General features: G+C 63.3%; 10 protein-coding genes and 5 pseudogenes. 7 read left to right on the top strand and 8 right to left on the bottom strand.

The annotated features are described in order from the left end of the window. Position 1: 1 nt before the first annotated feature. The 6 genes and pseudogenes from NW75_RS01020 to NW75_RS00995 form a co-directional block, all read right to left on the bottom strand. Positions 2-2,289: pseudogene (locus tag NW75_RS01020) on the bottom strand (TonB-dependent receptor). A 363-nt stretch (positions 2,290-2,652) separates the two neighbouring features. Beyond that, on the bottom strand, positions 2,653-3,549 hold the full coding sequence (locus NW75_RS01015; RefSeq protein WP_033963181.1) for a thymidylate synthase: 897 nt from the start codon (positions 3,547-3,549) through the stop codon (positions 2,653-2,655). A 148-nt stretch (positions 3,550-3,697) separates the two neighbouring features. Beyond that, complete coding sequence (locus NW75_RS01010; RefSeq protein ID WP_033963093.1) at positions 3,698-4,423, bottom strand: class I SAM-dependent methyltransferase; 726 nt, start codon at positions 4,421-4,423, stop codon at positions 3,698-3,700. Next, positions 4,423-5,550: a peptide chain release factor 2 gene (gene prfB / locus NW75_RS01005; protein ID WP_033963092.1), complete on the bottom strand. Its 1,128-nt coding sequence runs from the start codon at positions 5,548-5,550 to the stop codon at positions 4,423-4,425. The genes NW75_RS01010 and prfB overlap by 1 nt, the downstream gene beginning before the upstream one ends. An 88-nt stretch (positions 5,551-5,638) precedes the next feature. Continuing rightward, positions 5,639-8,173, bottom strand: coding sequence for a penicillin-binding protein 1A (locus NW75_RS01000; RefSeq protein WP_033963091.1), 2,535 nt, complete (start codon positions 8,171-8,173; stop codon positions 5,639-5,641). Between the two features lie 76 nt (positions 8,174-8,249). Then, positions 8,250-9,455 carry an N-acetylmuramoyl-L-alanine amidase gene (locus NW75_RS00995; RefSeq protein WP_033963090.1) on the bottom strand — a complete coding sequence of 402 codons (1,206 nt, stop codon included), beginning with the start codon at positions 9,453-9,455 and terminating at the stop codon, positions 8,250-8,252. Between the two features lie 556 nt (positions 9,456-10,011). Between NW75_RS00995 and NW75_RS00990 the strand changes: the two are divergent. The 6 genes and pseudogenes from NW75_RS00990 to NW75_RS00965 all read left to right on the top strand — a co-directional run bounded on the left by NW75_RS00990 (position 10,012) and on the right by NW75_RS00965 (position 18,058). Continuing rightward, a pseudogene (locus tag NW75_RS00990) lies at positions 10,012-12,782 on the top strand (Rne/Rng family ribonuclease). Between the two features lie 118 nt (positions 12,783-12,900). Next, positions 12,901-14,256: a M48 family metalloprotease gene (locus NW75_RS00985; RefSeq protein ID WP_033963088.1), complete on the top strand. Its 1,356-nt coding sequence runs from the start codon at positions 12,901-12,903 to the stop codon at positions 14,254-14,256. Then, the gene (locus NW75_RS00980; RefSeq protein ID WP_033963087.1) at positions 14,256-14,981 is read left to right on the top strand and encodes a DsbA family protein; all 726 of its coding nucleotides are present in this window, start codon (positions 14,256-14,258) and stop codon (positions 14,979-14,981) included. The genes NW75_RS00985 and NW75_RS00980 overlap by 1 nt, the downstream gene beginning before the upstream one ends. 61 nt (positions 14,982-15,042) lie before the next feature. After that, on the top strand, positions 15,043-15,969 hold the full coding sequence (locus NW75_RS00975; protein ID WP_033963086.1) for an ABC transporter ATP-binding protein: 927 nt from the start codon (positions 15,043-15,045) through the stop codon (positions 15,967-15,969). A 205-nt stretch (positions 15,970-16,174) separates the two neighbouring features. Beyond that, positions 16,175-16,896, top strand: a pseudogene (locus NW75_RS00970) (ABC transporter permease). Positions 16,897-16,996: 100 nt separating this feature from the next. Next, a complete protein-coding gene (locus NW75_RS00965; protein WP_033963178.1) occupies positions 16,997-18,058 on the top strand; it encodes an SDR family oxidoreductase in 1,062 nt (353 codons plus the stop codon). A 32-nt stretch (positions 18,059-18,090) separates the two neighbouring features. On the opposite strand, the pseudogene NW75_RS00960 reads toward NW75_RS00965, so the two are convergent. Further along, positions 18,091-18,300: pseudogene (locus NW75_RS00960) on the bottom strand (NaeI family type II restriction endonuclease); the annotation flags it as partial. Between the two features lie 39 nt (positions 18,301-18,339). Then, on the bottom strand, positions 18,340-19,248 hold the full coding sequence (locus NW75_RS23355; RefSeq protein ID WP_081988564.1) for an HNH endonuclease: 909 nt from the start codon (positions 19,246-19,248) through the stop codon (positions 18,340-18,342). Positions 19,249-19,490: 242 nt separating this feature from the next. On the opposite strand from NW75_RS23355, the pseudogene NW75_RS23350 reads away from it, so the two are divergent. After that, positions 19,491-20,552 (top strand): annotated as a pseudogene (locus NW75_RS23350) (IS630 family transposase). Positions 20,553-20,558: the final 6 nt, after the last annotated feature.

The raw sequence follows: 20,558 nt of genomic DNA, 5'->3' as shown, positions 1-20,558 counted from the left end.
GTCAGAAGGTTTTCAGTACCTTGACGCCATACTGACGCGGCGGTCCGGCGAAATCGAGCCCGCTGTTGAGCGCTGCAACATAGTGTTGATCGGTCAAATTGGTGCCGTAAGCCGTTACCGTCCAGGTCTTGTGCTGCCATGCCACCTGCGCGCCGAGAATGTTGCGCGCGTCGAGCCGGTCGCCCTGCGCGGCGTTCTCGAACAGCGTCGCCCATTGCGCCGCGATATGCCCGAAATTGACGCGCGGAGTGAGCGTGTCGCCGTTGGCGAAACGATGCTCGTACGACGCACCGAGATTGAAGGTGAGGTTGGGCGCATAGGTCTGCTCGCGCCCCTTGAGGTTAAGGCAGGTTGCAGTGGCGGGTCCGGTGGTTGGCGAACACGGCGCAAACGACCCGCCGGTGCGCGTGTCGAGCGCGTAAAACTGCGCCAGCTCGCTGTGCAGGACGTTGATCCCGGCGTCGAAGGTAAAGTTGCCCGCCTTCAGATCGGCCTCGGCCTCGAACCCGTAGATCTTGGTCGTGCCCGGCACGTTGATCTCGAAACCGAACACCGGTAGCGTCGGATAGCCGACGATCACCTGGAAATTCTGGTAATCGTTGTAGAATCCGTCGATCGTCGTGTGGATGCGGCCGCCTGCGAAATTGGCCTTCCAGCCGCTTCGTACGAGCGCACCTTTTCGGGTTGGAAGGGCGGGGTGGCGAGGCCCGAGCCGACCGGCACGTTGATTCCGCCCGGGCGGAAGCCGGTCGCGACGAAGCCGTAGAGATAGTTGTTGCGGTCGATCACCCAGCCGAGCGACGCCTTGTACGAGAAATTGTCCGATGTGATGTGCTGGTCGTCGCGGAGCCGTAGCCCGTTCTGGTTGATGTCGACATGATTGGTCGACTGGCTGGCGGTGTAGCGTCCGCCGAGATCCAGCGTCAGCCGTGGGGTGATCTTGAAGCCGACTTGCCCGAACACCGCGAGCGAGCGCTCAGGGTTACGCCCCTGCAGCGTGTATTGCGCGGCGGTCGTGCCGAGCGGCTGCCCCGCCGCCGGAGCGTCGATCACGAACTGGTAGGGCGGCAGCCAGAAATAGGTGTTCCACAGCCCGAAGGCACCGATCAGCCAGGTCAGGCGCTGGTTATCGGGTGAGATGAGGTTGAATTCCTGGCTGAACTGCGTCTCGGTGGTGGTGTCGAAGAAGATGTAATTCTTCTGTGCCGGCGCGGTTGGCGTGGCGGCGACGTTGGCGGTCGCATTGGTTCCGTCGAGATCTGCGCGGTATAGCGTGTTGCCGTTCTGGAAGCCGGTGATCGAGCGGAATTTGATGCCGCCGACGAATTCATAGTCGATCTTGAGCACGGTGCGGACGAACTTGTCGCGTGCTTCCTGCGGCATGTTGGCGGTGATGTCGAACAGGTCGCGGTAGTTGGGATTGGCGACGGTGCCGCCGGCCAGCGTCAGCGTCTTGAAGCGATTGGTGAAGGGGTCGGCCGGATAGGCCCCCATGTCGAGATAATCGAGATCGGTCTTGGACAGGATCGACAGTCGATCGGTCGGTTTCCACAGGAAGCTTATCCGCCCTGCGATCGAGCGTACGCTGCCGTTATTGCCGGTATAGGGTGCCCCGCCCGGCCCGGTGATGTGGTAGAACCCGTCGCGCCGTTCGCCCGAAAAGGCGACGCGCGCGGCAAAGGTGTCGCTGATCGGCAGGTTGACCGCCCCCTGTCCGCTCAGGTCGTTATAGTTGCCGTAGCTCGCGGCGAAATAACCGTGCGTACCGCCGCCGATGATCGGATCGTTGGTGTTGGCGAAGACCGCGCCGCCCGTTGCGTTTTGGCCAACCGACGTCCCCTGCGGCCCGCGCAGGATCTGGATATTGGCGATGTCGAAATACGGCTCTTCCTGGAAATAGCCAGGGAAGGTGGGCACGCCGTCGCGATAGGTGATGACGCCGGTGGTGGTTTGCGAATTGTGCTCGGCCTTGCCGATGCCGCGCACATTGAACTCGAGGCCCTGCCCGAAATTGTTGACGACCACGCTCGGCACCGCGAACTGCAGTGCGTCGATGTTGACGACGCCCTTGTTGGCGAGGTCGCTGCCGCTCAGGACCGAAGCCGCGATTGGAGTCTGCGATAGCTTGTCGTTGCGACGGAGCGCGGTGACGACGATGTCCTGGCTGCTGTCGGTCGCCGCCGCTGGCTGGACGTCGCCCGTCTGCGTGGTGGCGGTCTGGGCGATCGCCGCACTTCCCGATGTGAATGCTAACGCCGATGCGCTTAGCAACAATGCAAAGCTCTTCATAAACCTCCCCATCCTCACCCACACACGCTCTCCGGCGCGATGGGGTCTGGATGCCCCAGTTTTCGATCCGAATCAACACTCATTCTCTACAGAGTGAATTAAAGATCTGGTCCAGTCGGAGATCGCAGGGCAGCCCTTCCCACTTGACGCGGCTGCATCCGGCATGGGGCGCGTGGAGGGTGAGCGGCCGCAGCGAGCGCGTGCCGGACACTGCGACCGCGTCAGAGGATAACCCGGGGGCATTCCCCTGTGCCGGTTCTGCTTTTTGTAGGGAGGGCGGTGGCGACCGCCGGGGTTCGTCGCGATGGCACTCGATTTTGGAGCGCCCGAAAAGCGGCAGATACTCGAACTAAGCGCGCTCCATCACACCGCGACGTCGGCCTTGATCGGACCGTGCGGCATATACCCTTCGACCTGAAAATCCTCGATCCGATAGCTGTCGATATCAGCGGGTTTGCGGAGGAGGCGCATGGTCGGGAACGGGCGCGGATCGCGGGATATCTGTTCGCGCGCCTGATCCAGATGGTTCAGATACAGATGGACGTCACCGCCCATCCAGACGAGCTCTCCCGGGCGGAGATCGGCCTGTTGGGCAAGCATCAGCTGCAGCGCGGCGGCACCCGTGAAATTGAAGGCGGCCCCCAGCAACAGGTCGCACGACCTTTGGTAGAGGCCGCAGTTCAGCCGCCCGTCGGAGGTTACGTGAAATTGATAGACCATGTGGCACGGCGGCAACGCCATCTGATCGAGCTCCGCCACGTTCCAGGCATGAAACAGCATCCTGCGGCTGGCCGGATTGTGCTTCAGCGTCTCGACAAGGCTGGCGATCTGATCATGCACGCGCCCGTCCGCGCCTTGCCAACGGCGCCATTGCTTCCCGTAAATCGGGCCCAGGTCTCCCCATTGCGCGGCAAAGGCATCGTCGTTCAGTACACGCTGCTCAAACTCGGTTTGAGAAATGTCGTGTCCGGTGGAGCGCCGGTACTGCGCGAGCGGCCAATCGGTCCATATCTTCACATTCTCGCGCAGCAGCGACTGCAGGCTGGTGTCCCCGGTCAGGAACCACAGCATCTCCTTCACCGCCGTCTTCCAGTAGACGCGTTTGGTGGTGAGGATCGGCACGCTTCCGTCGGAAAGATCGAACCGGATCATCGCGCCGAACAGCGAGCGCGTCCCGACCCCGGTCCGGTCGACGCGCTGGTCGCCATGGTCGAGAATCTGCTGAAGCAAGTCGAGATATTGGTGTTCGGGGTGCCGCATGTTCACGCCTTCATACCCGCAAGTTGGTTCATCGTGTCGTTCGCTGTTGCAGCGTCTTTTCGATCCGGTCGAGCGGGTTTTGCATTAGGTCGGTGTAGCGCGCTGCCGGGTGATGCGGTAGCGCGAAGTCGGCTGGCATAACGGCGGATCAGGTCATCCGGCAGGGTTTGATCGCTGCCGGTTCGGGGCGAGGCCCCTCCGCCCGGAACGCGGCGAGATACCCGCCCGCGGAGGGCATGTCGTAGCGTGCGACCTGGGTGTAGCCGACCGCCGCAAATTCGCATTTGAGCAGCGCGGGCGGCGTCCCGTGGTTTTGCGTCAGGCGGTTGGCATCGACGACGATGACCAGCCCGTCCCGCTTTAGCGAGGGGCGCATCCGCCACAGGAACTCATAGGGTTGCGCGATTTCATGGTACATATGCACCATCAGCACGCGATCGAAGCTGGCATCGGGCAGCCGCGGATCGGCGGGCGCGCCGAGACGCACGCTGACATTCTCCAGCCGCTCGCGCGACACGCGCAGCGCCAGCGTATCGCGCACCTCGGCTACGATGTCCTCGGCCAGCACGCGCCCGGTCTTGCCGACGCGGTTGGCGGCGCGGATCGTGTAATAGCCCTCGCCGGCGCCGATGTCGGCGACGGTCATACCGGGCTTGATTCCGGCCTTGGTCATTACCTCGCCGGCTTCGTTCAGCCGGTCGCGATCCTCCTCGGTCGACCAGCGTGGCGAGCTGATCTTGGCGACCGGGCGGTCGGCGGCGGGGAAGGGGCCTGCCTCCTGCGTATGATCGGGCACGCGCGGCGTGCCGCCGTCGCACGCGGCGAGCAGCAGCACGGCCACCAAGGTCAGCGCGCGGGCACCGTGAAAGTGCACTAGTCCACGTCCTCCACCTCGACCGTCTCGCCCGTGACGCGCTGCGATAGCGCGGCGGCCATGAACGCATCGAGATCGCCATCGAGCACATCGGACGGGCTCGACGAGGTCACGCCGGTGCGCAGATCCTTCACCATCTGGTATGGCTGCAGCACGTAAGAGCGGATCTGGTGGCCCCAGCCGATATCGGTCTTGCCCGCATTCTCCGCATTGGCCGCGGCTTCGCGGATCGCCAGTTCGCGCTCGTACAATCGCGCGCGGAGCTGGTTATAGGCTTCGGCCTTGTTCTTGTGCTGGCTGCGCTGGTTCTGACACTGCACGACGATGCCGGTCGGGATGTGGGTGATGCGCACCGCCGAATCGGTGGTGTTGATGTGCTGCCCGCCAGCGCCCGACGCGCGATAGGTGTCGATGCGCAGGTCGCTTTCGTTATAGTCGACCTCGATATTGTCATCGACCACCGGATAGACCCAAACGCTGGCAAACGAGGTGTGGCGGCGGGCGGCGCTGTCATACGGGCTGATGCGCACCAGGCGGTGGACACCGCTTTCGGTCTTGGCATAGCCGTAGGCGTTCTCGCCTTTCAGCAGCAGCGTCGCCGACTTGATTCCGGCCTGCTCGCCCGAATGCTGGTCGATCAGTTCGACCTTCAGGCCGTGGCGTTCGCCCCAGCGCGAATACATGCGGCTGAGCATCCCGGCCCAGTCCTGGCTCTCGGTGCCGCCCGCCCCGGCATTGACCTCGATATAGGTGTCGTTGCCATCGGCTTCGCCCGCCAGCAGCGCCTTGATCTTGTCCTGTTCGGCGCGGCGCGCGAGATCGGCGAGCGCGGCGAGGCCGTCGGTCTCCATCTCGGTATCGCCCTCGGCCTCGGCCATTTCGATCAACTCTGCCGTATCGTTGAGCTCGCTTTCGATCGCGCGCGTTGCGGTGATCGCCTCATCGAGACGGCGCCGCTCCCGCATAACCGCCTGCGCCGCCTTGGGGTCGTTCCACAAAGTTTGATCCTCAACGCGCGCGTTGAGTTCATCGAGCCGACGCAGCGCGCGGTCCCAGTCGAGGAACCGGCGGAGCAGCGCGAGCGCGTCCTTGATCGAGTCGATATGAGCCTGCGCTTCAGCGCGCATGGGAGAACCTTCCAGAAAAATATCGTGTCGTTCTTCCCGTTGGCGGGAAAACGATAGCGTGCCTGCCGTATATGAGGTTGGCGCGCCGCTAGTAAATACCGCCCTGTCGTTGCAGGAAATCGCTGTCGCGGCGCGTGTCCTTCGGTGCCTGGGCGTCGGCGCGTGCTTTGGCGGCAGCGGCGGCGGCCGCAGCGGCCGGGTCGGGAACGATCACGTCGCGGTGGACGACGCGGCGTGGCTCGCTTTCGGGTTTGAAGGCTTCCCAGATGACCGACGCCTTGGGATCGTCGGTCGGCCAGGTGCCGAACACAGGCTTGCCGCTCGCGCGGTCGATGCGGACCATGCGGATGCCGGCGGGCGCGCGGAACGGAATTTTGGGCAGCCCCTCATAGGCCTTGACCGCGAACGCCTTGAAGATCGGCGCGGCGAGCGTGCCGCCCTGCGCCGCGCCGCCCAGCGAATGCGGCTGGTCGTAGCCGATATACAGGCCGCCGATCATTTGCGGGGTGCCGCCGATGAACCATACGTCGGTTGGCCCGGTATTGGTGCCGGTCTTGCCGAACATCGGCCGGTCGAGGTCGCGCAGCACGGTGGCAGTGCCGCGCTGGATGACGCCCTCGGCGATATGGACCATCTGATACGCGCTCATCGCATCGACGATCTGCTTGCCGCGCGAGACCGGGCGCGGCATCGGCTTGCCGTTCCAGTCGGGCGCGTTGCAGCGGTCGCACGGGTGCCAGTTTTCGGGGAGGATCACCTTGCCGTGGCGGTCCTGCACGAAATCGATCAGCGTCGCGGGGTGCGAGCGGCCCTGATTGGCGAGGATGGCGTAAGCGTTGACCATGCGCGACACGGTCGTCACCCCTGCGCCGAGCGAATAGGACAGATACGGTTCGTATTTGCCGACGCCGATCCGGTCCATCAGCGACACGATCCGCGGCATCCCCGTCGTGGCGGCGGCGCGCACCGTCATCAGGTTGCGCGACTGCTCGACGCCCCAGCGCATGGTATGCGCGCCCGACCCGCCGACATTGCCGAAATTCTTGAAGCACTTCTGGCCCAGCCGCGCGCCCTGATAGACGCAGAACGGGCCGTCGACGATGATCGAGGCAGGGGTCATCCCGCCCTCCAGCGCCGCAGCATAGACGATCGGCTTGATCGTCGATCCCGGCTGCCGCATCGCCTGCGTCGCGCGATTGAAGGCCTGCGCCCGGAAATCGAACCCGCCCTGCATGGCCAGCACGCGCCCGGTCTGCGGTTCCTCGACCACGAACGCGCCCGAGATTTTGGGCACCGAGCGCAAAGCAAACGCCCCACCTTCCGGCGCAACCGCGATAATGTCGCCGGGTTTCAGCGCGGCGAAAGCGGTGCCGCCCTCGCCCCGCACCGGCATTTGCGCGGCGTCTCGGGGCAAGACGCCGGTGCTGCCGTCGGAAAAGCCGATCGTCGCCTCGCTTGCGCCGACGGCAGTCACGATCGCCGCGCGCCAATTGTCGTAATCGAGCCCGATATTGGTGTTGAGCAGCGTTGTCTGCCAGGTGTCGCCCACAATGTCCTTATGGTCGATCGGTCCGGACCAGCCGCGGCCATGATCGAAGCGCAGCAAGCCCTCACGCAGTGCGGTCTGCGCATAGTCCTGCAGCCGGTTGTCGAGCGAGGTGCGCACCCACAGGCCACCGGCATAGATGCTGTACGGCCCGTCCTTTTCGTCCTCGCCGAACTTGTCCTTCAACTGGCGGCGGACTTCCTCGACGAAATAGCCGCTGCCCGCAGTTTCGGTCTTGGGCGTCTGGCGCGGCACGGTGCCGAGCGGTTCGGCCATGGCTTCGTCATGCTGCGCCTGGGTGATGAAGCCATTCTTGAGCATTTCGCGCAGCACATAAGCCCGACGGACGAGCGCGCGGTCGGCGTGGCGGACGGGGTCGTAATTGGACGGGCCCTTGGGCAGGATCGCCAGATACGCCATTTGCGCGAGATCGAGCTGGTTCAGATCCTTGCCGAAATAGGCGTAGCTCGCGGCCTCGACGCCGAACGCGTTGCGACCGAGCGCGATCTGGTTGAGATACAGTTCCAGAATCTGCTTCTTGGTCAGCGTGTCCTCGATCCGGTACGCGAGGATCGCTTCCTTGATCTTGCGGCTGTAGCTGGTCTCGTTGCCGATCAGCAGGTTCTTGGCGACTTGCTGCGTAATGGTCGATGCGCCGGCCGGGCGCTTGTGGCTGGTCAGATTGTTGATCGCCGCGCTGGCGATGCCGAGATAATCGACGCCGTGATGTTCGAAAAAGGTTTTGTCCTCGGCGGCCAGAAACGCGCGGACCAGAAGCGGCGGATATTCGTCGTAACTGAGTTCGACCCGGCGTTCGCGCGCATAGCTGTGGATCGGCGTACCATCGACGCCGCGCACATTGGTCGGCAGTGGCGGCTCATAGGTGCGCAATTTGTCGACCGAAGGCAGATCGGCGGCGAACAGGAAGTAAAACACCGTATAGCCGATGACGAACAGCACGCCCAATGCGGCGAGCGCCTTGACCCACCACCGGCCCCAGGCATTTCGAAGGTATCCCCGGAAGCCGCCAATGTCGCGGCGGATGCGGAAATTCACGGTGGAATCAGAAGCGGCCATATGGGTGTCAGGCTCTAGCAACTTTCCCGCGCGTTGCCAGCCGCCTTAACTGCGCGCGGTGCGAGGCCGTGAAAGGTCAGTTCGACGCCATCCGCCGTGCGAAGTGCACCTCGACCGCGCGTTCGATGCTCTGCGCGATCTTGCGGCGGCCGTCGGCGCTGTCGATAAAGTCGGCGTCGCGCGGGTTGGAGATATAGCCGGTCTCGAACAGGATCGAGGGCATGTCGGGCGCTTTCAGCACCATCAGCGAGGCCATGCGGTGGAAATTGGGTTTCACCGGGATCAGCGGCTGCGCCTCGCGGCCGAGCAGTCGCGCGAAATTGGCCGAGGAGTTCATCGTCTCGCGCTGGGTGAGGTCGATCAGGATCGAGGAGATGTCGGCGGACGTGGCCGCGAGATTGACACCGGCGATGACGTCGGCCTTGTTCTCGCGCGCCGCCAGCTTGGCCGATTCCTTGTCGGACGCGACTTCGGACAGGGTGTAGACCGATGCCCCGCTGGCGCTGCCGGAACCGACGCTGTCGCAATGGATCGAGATGAACAGGTCGCCGCGCAATTTGCGGGCAATGCCATAGCGTTCCTGCAGCACGAGGAAACGGTCGTCCTCACGCGTCAGCGCCACACGGACCCGGCCCGATTTGACCAGCTCGTCGCGGATCGCCTTGGCGATCTTCAGGGTCACGTCCTTCTCGCGGCGACCGTCGATGGGCGAAATCGCGCCGGGATCGACTCCGCCGTGTCCGGCGTCGATCACCACCAGCGGACGGCTGTCATCGTCGCCATAGATGCGCGGCAATCCGGGCGTGCGCGGCGCAGGCGGGATCGGCACCGATACCGCATAGGTTGCGGGGGCTTGCACGATCCCCATGTTGAACGGCGGCAGGAAATGCAGCCGCCGTTCCCCCGCCGCGCGCGCAAAGGTCGCATCGTCGACGGTCTGCAGTTCGAGTGTCAGTTCGCGTCCGTCGCGGCCGAACACGCCTTCGGTGACGAGGGCCGGGCGTGCAAGGTCGAACACGACGCGCGTGCCGTTGGCACCGTGCGCGCCCTGGCGCACGCTCGATACCGGCCCGCCCGCGGCGATCTTGCCGCCGGGGGTCGCGCCCTGCAGATCAAGCGCGATCCGGTGCGGTGCGGCCAGCACGAAGCTCGACGCATCGGCGATCGGCTGATCGAACCGCACGACGATCCGGTCGTGCTGGACCTCGACGCGCTCGACCGACGCCGCCCAACCGGGAGCGCCGACGAACCAGCAGGCCAGCAAGGCGAAAACGAACGACACGCGTCCGTAATGCCGTCGCGACTGCGGCGCGGTAAAGCGAAAAGGGGCTGCCAAAGGGCGGGAGGTCGCGCTCATTCGTCTGGACTAGGCCGGAGACGACAAAACAGCCTTTCGGGGTGCGGTTAATATGGTCGTAGGCATAGAATTGCCGGTCGGGCGGCAAAAAACGTGCCGGTTGCTGCGCGCGAGCGGGGGTGCTAGGCATCAAACAGTTCCTGATCGCGGCCTAGTATCGACCGCGGCGAGGGCCATCTGGCCGCCCCTCATGTTCCTTGGGCGCGGCTTATCCAGGTTGACGTTCGCATGATGTATGTATTCCGCCCCTCGCACCGCCCGGTTTCCACCGGCGGGATCGCGAGCGCGCGGAATGCCCAAGGCCGGAAGGCGGGGCGTGCAGGGCGAGCAGAGGCAGTTTTCGTAAACCACCATGTGATCGAGCCAGGCGATACTCTCGCCGGATCGGCCACTTTCATTGATCGCGCGCGGCCAGCGCCACGGCGCCCAGCGCCCTTTGGCTCTGCGCCGCGCGACCGGAGAATAATACATGACCACGCGTATGCTGATCGACGCACGGCACCGGGAGGAAACCCGCGTTGCTGTCGTCAAGGGAAACCGAATCGAAGAGTTTGATTTCGAATCCGCCGAGCGCAAGCAGCTCAAAGGCAATATCTATCTGGCCAAGGTGACGCGCGTTGAGCCGTCGCTGCAGGCGGCGTTCATCGATTACGGCGGCAATCGCCACGGCTTTTTGGCGTTCAGCGAAATCCACCCCGATTATTACCAGATCCCCAAGGAAGACCGCGACGCGCTGTTGCGCGAAGAGGCCGAGCATGCGGCGGAAGAAGCCGCGTTGCGCGCCCAGCAGGAGGCCGAGGACGATCTTCACGACGACGAGCATGAAGACGACGGCTTCGAACGCGATTCGGCCGCCGACGATGCCTCGATCGAGCGTTTCGAGGATGATGGCGGTGCCGAACCCGACGTAGAAGTCGTCGCCGAGGGTGAAAGCCGCGGTGGCGAGGGGCGTGGCCGTCGTCGCAAGCGCACCGCATCGGACGATGCCGCCGACGATCTGCGCGAGCGCCGCACCAATTTGCGGCATCGCTACAAGATCCAGGACGTCATCCGCCGCCGCCAGGTGCTGCTCGTCCAGGTCGTCAAGGAAGAGCGCGGCAATAAGGGCGCGGCGCTGACGACGTATCTGTCGCTTGCTGGCCGCTATTGCGTGTTGATGCCCAATACGTCGCATGGCGGCGGGATCAGCCGCAAGATTTCGAACGCTGGCGACCGCAAGCGGCTCAAGTCGATCATGGCCGACATGAAGCTCCCCCCCTCGATGGGCTGCATCGTGCGCACTGCCGGGCTGCAGCGCACCCGCGTCGAGATCAAGCGCGACTTCGATTATCTGGCGCGGCTGTGGGACGGGATTCGCGAGACGACGCTGTCCTCCTCGGCCCCCGCTTTGGTCTATGGCGACAGCGACCTGATGAAGCGCGCGATCCGCGACATCTACAATCGCGACATCGACGAAGTGATCGTCGAGGGCGAGGAAGGCTATCGCCACGCCAAGGACTTCATGAAGCTGCTGATGCCGAGCCATGCGCGCAAGGTGAAGCATTACAGCGATCCCGTGCCGCTGTTCCAGCGTGCGGGCGTCGAGGAGCAATTGTCGGCGATGTACCACCCGGTGGTGCAGCTCAAATCGGGCGGGTATCTCGTCATCAACCCGACCGAAGCCTTGGTGTCGATCGACATCAACTCGGGACGGTCGACGCGCGAACATTCGATCGAGCAAACCGCGACCGCGACCAATCTCGAGGCCGCCGCCGAAATCGCGCGCCAGTTGCGCTTGCGCGACATGGCCGGGCTGGTCGTGATCGATTTTATCGACATGGACAACGGCTCGAACGTCCGCAAGGTCGAGAAGGCGATGAAGGAAGCGCTCAAGAACGATCGCGCGCGCATCCAGATCGGTCGCATTTCGTCCTTCGGCCTGATGGAAATGAGCCGCCAGCGTTTGCGCACCGGCGTGCTCGAAGCGTCGACCCGGCCATGCCCGCATTGCGAGGGAACCGGCTTCGTCCGCACCGCCTCCTCTTCGGGTCTGTCGGCATTGCGCCTGCTGGAAGATGAAGCCGCACAGGGCGCGGATCGCAGCTGCTGCTGCGCGCCAGCCAGGAAGCGGCCTTCTATCTGCTGAACCGCAAGCGCGCGGAACTGGCCGAGATCGAGGAACGCTATGGCGTGATGATCGAAGTCGCGCCCGACGGTGAGCAGGAAGGCGCGCGCATGTCGGTCGAAGTGTCCGGCCCGCCGCCTGCTTACACGCCGCGCTTCGAAGCGCCGATCCAGGAGATCGAGGAAGATTTCGTCGAGGACGAGATCGAAGACGAAATCGAGGACGAGGTCGAGGAAGAGGAGCAGCCGCGCGCTGCCCGCGAACCGCGCGAGCGCGGCGAACGGCCCGAGCGTAGCGAAGAAGACGGTGGCTCGCGTCGCCGTCGGCGCCGTCGCGGCCGTCGCGGTCGCAACCGGCCTGAGGGTGAGGGTGCCGCCGAGGGCGAAGCCGTCGTCGACGGCGGTGGTGACGAGGACGCGTCGGAGCAGGATGCCGAGCGCGAAGACGCCGAGACCCCGGCCGCAGTGTCGTCGGAAGAGGGAGAAGGCAGCGAAGGCGGTCGTCGCCGTCGTGGCCGTCGCGGTCGCCGTGGCGGTCGTCGCAGCGACGGCGAGCAGGCGGTTGTCGAAGCCGCTGATGGCGAGGCTCCCGTAGTCGACGCTGCGCTGGTCGAAGCCGAGCCGGTCGCGGTCGAAGCGGAAGCCGAGCCCGAGGTTGAGGCCCCGAAGAAGGGACGTCGTCGTCCGCGTGCGCGCGATGCCGCGCCAAAGGCGGCTCCGGTAGCCGAAGCGGTGGTGGAAGCCGAACCGGCTGTCGAAGCTGCAAGCGAGGTCGAACCGGCCGCGAAACCGAAGCGCGCCCGGCGTGCCAAGGCCAAGGCGGTTGAGGCGGCCGAACCGGCGGAAGCCGCACCCGTCGTGGAAGCTCCGGTGGAGGACACCCCCAAGCCAAAGGCAAAGCGTACCCGCAAGGCCAAGGCCGCAGCCGTGGAAGCGGTTGAAGTGGAAACTCCCCCGGTAGAAGAAGCCCCGGTAGCGCAGAGCGTCGCACCAGTGGCGGAGCCTGCTGCTCCGGCACCCGATGCACCGCAGGACGAGGCTTCGTCTGCGGCGGCAGCGAGCGACGCGGCACCGCGCGCGATCGATCCCGATCCGGGCGAAGCCGGCAGCCCGCGTCGTGGCTGGTGGCAGCGTACCTTCGGGGCGTGACCAACGACCGGCCCCTCGCCTGTGGGCGAGGGGCCGGTTGGTTTGCCTTACCGCTCCGCCCTTTCACCGCACCGCAAGGCCGGTTGCCCCGGCCGGAAAACTCGGCGATAGGTCGGGCATGAAGCGGCTCTTCGCGGGACTCGCGGCCTCCCTCCTGATCTGGGCCCAACCGGCTGCGGCGCAGTCGATCCTGCGCGATGCCGAAACCGAAGCGATGTTCAACGACATGTCGCGCCCGCTGATCCTGGCGGCGGGCCTGTCGCCCAACAATGTGCGGGTCGTGCTGATCAACGACGATTCGATCAACGCCTTCACCGCCGGCGGTCAAACAATTTACGTCAATTCCGGGCTGATCCAGGCGGCGGACAACGCCAATCAAGTGCAGGGCGTGATTGCGCATGAACTGGGCCATGTCGCCGATGGCCATGTCGTATTGATCGATGCGGGCGCGCGTCCTGCAATGGGCATTTCGATCCTCAGCATGGTGCTCGGCATCGCGGCGATCGCGGCGGGTGCGCCCGAGGCGGGGGCGGGCATTCTGTCGGCAGGCACCACTGCCGCCGAAGGAAAATTCCTGGCCTTCTCGCGCGTGCAGGAATCGACCGCCGATGCGACGGGGGCAAAATTCCTGCGGGAATCGGGCATCAGCGGCAAGGGGATGCTGAGCTTCTTCAAGAAGCTGGCCAATGAAGAATATGCCTATGGGTTGAAGAACATCGATCCGTTCGCGCAGAGCCACCCCTTGTCGGGCGAGCGCATCGCCAACTTGACGGCGGACGTGACGTCGTCGCCCTTCTACAACGCCAAGCCCGACCTTGCGCTGGACGATCGTTTCAAGCGCGTGAAGGCCAAATTGCTTGGCTATGTCGCCGACCCCAAGACCACGCTGAACGTCTATCCCGAGCAAGACCAGAGTGTGTACGCCCATTATGCGCGCGCTTACGCCTGGCATAAAGCGGGCTATCCCGAAAAGGCCGACGCGGAGGCAGCGGCATTGCTGAAGGCGGATCCGCACGACCCCTATTTCCTGGAAATTCAGGGGCAGATCCTGCTCGAAGCGGGCAAGCCCAGACAGGCGCTGGCCCCGTTGCGCGAGGCAACCGACCTATCGCGCAACGCCCCGCTGATCGCGACCACCTTCGGCCATGCGCTGATCGCGACCGAGGACAGGGCCAATTATCCCGAGGCGATCAAGGTGCTGCGCCAGGCGGTGGCGCGCGACGACGACAATCCCTTCGCCTGGTATCAATTGGGCACGGCGTATGAGGCCTCGGGCGATCAGCCGCGCGCGCTGCTCGCCACCGCCGAGCAAGCGAGCCTGACCGGCGATCACCGGACGGCCGCCTATAGCGCGCGCGGCGCGATGCAGGGGTTGCCGCCCAATAGCGTCGACTGGATCCGCGCGCAGGACATTGCCCTCTCGGCGCAGAACGAGATGGACGACAACCCCAAGAAATATAAGAAGCGACGCTGATGCGCCTGAGCTGGACTGTTTTTGCGACCGCGCTGATCGCGGCGCTCCTTGGCGCGGCGGCGTTTGCCGGAATCGAACGGGTGGTGCCCGCTGCCGACGGAGATCGCGCGCGCGTCGAGGGCGTGGTGCATGACTATGTCCTGGCGCATCCCGAAATCATTCCCGAAGCGCTCGACCGGCTGCGCGACCGCGCCCATGCCGACACCATCGCCAGCAACCGCGACGCGATCCTCAAACCGTTCGGCAGCGCCTGGGCGGGCAATCCGGCGGGCGATGTCACCCTGGTCGAATATTTCGATTATAATTGCGGCTATTGCCGGGCGAGCCTGCCCGCAATTGCGGCGTTGCTCAAGAGCGATCCCAAGATTCGCATCGTTTACCGCGAATTCCCGATCCTCGCGCAAAGCAGCGTCGATGCCGCGCGGATGAGCCTGGCGGCCGCCGACCAGGGCAAGTTCCAGCAATTCCACGATGCGCTCTATGCCGGTGGGCAAGTGTCGGCGCAGACGATCGCGGCGGCGGCGAAGGCCGCTGGCGTCGATCAGGCGCGCGCGGCGGCCTTTGCCCCCAAGGCGGACGCCGAAATCGCGCAAAATCAAACGATCGCGCGCGCGCTTGGGCTGACGGGCACGCCAAGCTGGGTGATCGGCAGCAAGGTCGTGTCCTCGGCCTTGCCGCTGGAGGAATTGCAGAAAGCGGTCGCCGAGGCGCGCGCGGGGAAATAACCGCCGACCGCTTGTTGCAGCGCAACCGGCCCCCTACCTAGCGCGCAGGAACGGGGGCTTCATGGACGTTGTTTTATCGGTTGCCGGGGTCTCGAAGGTCTATGCCTCGGGCCAGCGCGCGCTCGAGCCAGTCAATCTCGATATTCGGCGTGGCGAAATCTTCGCGCTGCTCGGGCCCAATGGTGCGGGCAAGACGACGCTGATCTCGATCATCTGCGGCATCGTCACGCCCTCCACCGGCACGGTTACCGTGCTGGGGCATGACGCGCAGAAGGATTTCCGCAGCGCGCGCCGCGCGATCGGGCTGGTGCCGCAGGAATTGTCGGTCGACATGTTCGAGACGGTGCTCGCCACCGTCAAGTTCAGCCGTCGCCTGTTCGGTCGCGCGCCCGACAATGCCTATATCGAGCAAGTGCTGCGCGACTTGTCGCTATGGGACAAGCGCGACGCCAAAATCCGCGAGCTGTCGGGCGGCATGAAGCGGCGCGTGCTGATCGCCAAGGCGCTGAGCCACGAACCCGACATCCTGTTCCTCGACGAACCTACCGCCGGGGTCGACGTCGCTTTGCGCCGTGACATGTGGAAGCTCGTCCACCGCCTGCGCGCCAAGGGCACCACGATCATCCTGACCACGCATTATATCGAAGAGGCCGAGGAAATGGCCGACCGGGTCGGCGTGATCGACAAGGGCCGTATCATCCTGGTCGAGGACAAGGCCGCGCTGATGAAGAAGCTCGGCAAGCGCCGTATGGCGATCACGCTGCAAACGCCGATGGTGTCGTTGCCGTCCGGGCTGGATGGCTGGTCGGTCGCGCTCGACGACGAGGGCAAGACGCTGGTCTACACTTTCGATTCCGAAAACGAGCATATTCCGATCCTGCTCGCCAGGCTGGGTGAGCTTGGCATCGGCTATAGCGATCTCGAAACGCATAAGAGCTCGCTCGAGGACATTTTCGTCGATCTCGTCGAGCGGAAGGACGCGGCATGAGCGACCAAACACACCTTCTTTCCGGTCTTGCTGAGCCTGTCGAAGCACCGCTCGCCACCAGCGCGACGGTCGTTGCGGGGAATGCTTCGACAAGCCCAGCACGAACGGTTGTGGGGAGGGTAGGCGCGTGAGCAATTTGAGCGCTGCCGCAAGCAAGGCTCCCGCGATCAACCTCCACGGCATCTGGGCAATCTACCGCTTCGAGATGGCGCGCGCGCTGCGCACGTTGTGGCAGAGCCTGGTCACCCCGGTCATCACCACCTCGCTCTATTTCGTCGTGTTCGGCGGCGCGATCGGCTCCAAGATCAGCACCGTCGGCGGCGTCGGTTATGGCAGCTTCATCGTGCCCGGCCTCGTCATGCTGTCGCTGCTGACGCAGAGCATCTCCAATGCCTCGATCGGCATCTATTTTCCGAAATTCACTGGCACGGTGTTCGAATTGCTGTCCGCGCCCGTATCGGCGATGGAGATGGTGGTCGGCTATGTCGGCGCGGCGGCGACCAAGTCTATCGTGCTCGGGCTCATCATTCTGGCGACGGCGGCGTTGTTCGTGCCGCTGCAGATCGTCCACCCCTTTGCGATGCTCGCCTTTCTGGTGTTGACCAGCGTGGCGTTCAGCCTGTTCGGCTTCATCATCGGGGTGTGGGCCAAGGGATTCGAACAGCTATCGTTCGTACCCGCCTTGCTCATCACCCCGCTCACCTTCCTCGGCGGGGCGTTCTACTCGATCGACATGCTGCCGCAGCCGTGGCGCACGGTCAGCCTGTTCAACCCGGTCGTCTATCTGGTCAGCGGCTTTCGCTGGGCGTTCTTCGACAAGGGCGATGTGTCGGTCGGCGTAAGCTTGGCGTGACGGCGGTGTTCCTGGTCGCATGCCTCGGCGTGATCTCGTGGATCTTCAAGACCGGCTGGCGGATGAAGAACTGACCGCGCGGACGATTGCGGACGGAACAATGCGGCGCGCGCTGCGCTAACGCCGCATCGGGCGCGCTTGCCGTGCCTGTTTCCAAATCTTTCGGAGACAATGATGACCAAGACGGCATTGGTAGTGGGCGCGAGCGGGATTGTCGGCAGCGCGACGGCGACCTTGCTGGTCGATCATGGCTGGCGCGTACACGGCCTCGCGCGGCGTCCAACACAGCAGGACGGTGTGCTGCCCGTCGCCGCCGACCTGCAGGATGCCGCCGCGACGCAAGCGGCGCTGGCCGATTTGCGCCCCGATGCGGTGTTCATCACCACCTGGCTGCGGCAGGATAGCGAGGCCGAAAACATCCGCGTCAACGCCGCGATGGTGCGCCATCTGCTGGACGCGCTGCGCGGTGCCACCGGGTCGCGCCACGTCGCCTTGGTCACCGGGCTCAAACATTATCTCGGGCCGTTCGAGGCCTATGGCAAAGGCGCGCTGCCGCAAACGCCGTTCCGCGAGGAGCAAGGGCGGCTCGACGTCGACAATTTCTATTATGCGCAGGAAGACGAAGTGTTCGCCGCCGCCGCGCGCGACGGCTTCACCTGGAGCGTGCACCGCCCGCATACCGTGATCGGCAAGGCCGTCGGCAATGCCATGAACATGGGCACGACGCTGGCGGTCTATGCGACGCTGTGCCGCGAACTTGGGCGGCCGTTCCGCTTTCCGGGCTCCGCTGCGCAATGGAACTCGCTGACCGACATGACCGACGCGCGCCAGCTCGCGCGGCAATTGCTGTGGGCGGCGGAGACCCCGGCGGCGGCCGATCAGGACTTCAACATCGTCAATGGCGACGTCTTCCGCTGGAGCTGGATGTGGGGACGGATCGCCGAATGGTTCGGTCTCGAACCCGCACCGTTCGACGGCACCGTGCTGCCGCTGGAACAGCAAATGGCGGACGATGCGGCGGTGTGGCGCAGCATTGCGGAGCGCGATGGGCTGGCCGAACCCGATCTGGCGCGGCTGGCCTCGCCCTGGCATACCGATGCCGATCTCGGGCGGCCGATCGAAGTCGTCACCGACATGTCGAAGAGCCGACGGATGGGGTTTCTGGCCTATCAGCCGACCGACGATGCGTTTTTCGACTTGTTCCGGGAGTTGCGAGCCGCGCGGTTGATTCCCTGAGAGTTGTGTGGGCAGCGCGCAAGCGGCGCACGCTAATCGATATGTCCCGCCGCTTTCAGGATGCGATAGTGATCGTCGGATTTTGCCTGAACGGATAGAAATTCCCGAAATCCGAACTGCAAGCCCAGTTGGTGCATCAGCGCGCGATCGGTCTCCGAATAGAGAATTGCGATTCCTTTAGGGGCGAGCAGGTCACGGGCACCACCGTTTCGGCGGATCCGCTTCATAAAGTCATCTTGCTGGGAAACCGTATAAAAATTCGCAAGCGCACAATATTAAAACTAATGCTTATATATGTTGTCTCTATGCCATTTTAGAAAATTAACATGTGGTCTATGAGCTGCGACTCTTGGAGCGGTTGCACTCTGGCTTGACTGAAGGAAGATTCGAACGCCCTCAAGATCATTTACATGGCGAGAAATTTTTATAGTAAGGTCATCATTTAACGAGATCAAGCCGCGGTCGAACATCCAATGTGCAGTTCCCGATAAGGCCAAACCATTTGCTATGGCATCGGGTCCACCGTGTTCAACAGGTCTGATATGAGCGGCTTCTACTTCGGCTCGGCCCCCGCCGTTGATTAGTTTAAGGCCAGATAAAGCGCATCTCGAGTCATATGCGGCAAGAACGTTTCTACGAAAGGCGCGGTCACGTATAGCGCGCGAGGTGACTATATCAACTCTTGATCGTTCTACTTCATAGATGAACGGGGTTCTATTATCCAGAACTCGGTTTGATATTTCGTCGATTGAAACATCGCCAGTTCGCGGAAGGAAGCCAGTCCCGTCTGACAGCCCGCGTTCGATAATACGATTGAAATCTTGATCGGAAATTGGGCGTACCGATGACTGCTTACCGCCAGATTGGGTGCCGTCGGGTTTCAGCAACGCTCGTTCGAGTGGGCCTGTGCCGTCACTGAAGGGCACATGGTGGTCGAATTCAAGGAAACTTCCCGGCTCAATCAGGGCGACATGTCTGGCTGGATCGTCTGGGTCCGCGATCAAACCTTGTATTTTCGCGGTCGCAAAATAGCCTCTTTTGCCACCACGCCGTGATTCAAGAAAAATAACCCAATCACCTACCAGTTCTCTGGCTCGTGATAGGTATAGCTTCGATGGAAACTGATAGCGCGAGGTTGGATCGTCGGCATAGTCAGAGTCAGAACGATATATGAAAACTCCTTTCGTCATATAAATTTCACATTATAATTCACTATCTTATAATAATTATGCATCTTGCGGTAAAAGACGCATGAAAATTGACTGGACGTCAGTCATTGGTCCTTCTGTGTCGTCGAGGGTTTCTTCTTCGAACATTCCGGACGCATTGTTCAAAATTGTCTGATACCAACCTCCGATGATACTGACTCACGGGGGGGATTCCCAAAGCGGCGAAACTCTGACTCTATGGCTGTCGATTGGAGGGCATGGCCATGGGTGCAGCGATCGGAATGCGGAACGACTTTGACGCCGCGAGCTTGAGGCGACTGGCGCGCGTGACCAAGAGCGCGAACCAGGGCCGTCGGCTTCTGGCTTTGGCGGAAATTTATGATGGCGGGAGCCGCAGCGATGCGGCGCGTATCGGCGGAGTGACGTTGCAGATCGTGCGGGACTGGGTCGTGCGGTTCAATGATAGAGGTCCTGACGGGCTCCTTAATGGTAAGGCACCGGGCAAGCCCCCTTTGTTGAGCGATGCCCAGCGCCAGGCTCTTGCGGAGATCGTTGAAAGCGGTCCGATCCCGGCGATCCATGGAGTTGTGCGTTGGAGACTGATCGACCTGACGCGGTGGCTCCATGATGAGTTCGGGGTGTCCCTGACGGAAACGACCGTGGGACGGGAGTTGAAGAAGCTGGGCTATGTCAAACTGACGGCGCGCCCGCGTCACCATGCGCAGAATGAATATGCGATGGAGGACTTTAAAAGGGGGCTTTGCAGCCGAGCTGGCAAAGATCAAGGTCGCCCTTCCGCGCGGCACGGCGATAGAGGTCTGGTTTCAGGACGAAGCCCGGATCGGCCAGAAAAACAAGATCACCCGCCGCTGGGCCAGGCGCGGCACGCGGCCCTCGGCACCCAAGGACCAACGAACGAAATCGGCCTACATCTTCGGTGCCATCTGCCCCGAACTTGGCAAGGGCGCTGGCCTGGTTCTCCCATTCTGCAATACCCAGACCATGTCGCTGCATCTGGCGGAGATATCGCTTGCTATCGAGCCGGGCGCCATGGCGTGTTGCTGATGGATCAAGCCGGATGGCACATGACCGGGAAACTGGAAGTACCTGATAATATCAGCATCGTTCCGCTGCCGCCCAAATGCCCCGAACTCAACCCGGTAGAAAATATCTGGCAGTTCATGCGCGATAACTGGCTATCCAACCGCATCTTCACATCCCACGACAACATCATCGACCTTTGCTGCGAGGCTTGGAACAGGCTGGTTGATCAGCCATGGCGCATCATGACAATCGGACGCCGCAAATGGGCGCGTGGGTCGTGATCAATG

It is taken from the genome of Sphingomonas sp. Ant H11, assembly GCF_000797515.1.
Taxonomy (GTDB): Bacteria; Pseudomonadota; Alphaproteobacteria; order Sphingomonadales; family Sphingomonadaceae; genus Sphingomonas.
Note: the sequence above shows the minus strand (reverse complement) of the source record. Positions and strands in the feature narration are given on the sequence as shown.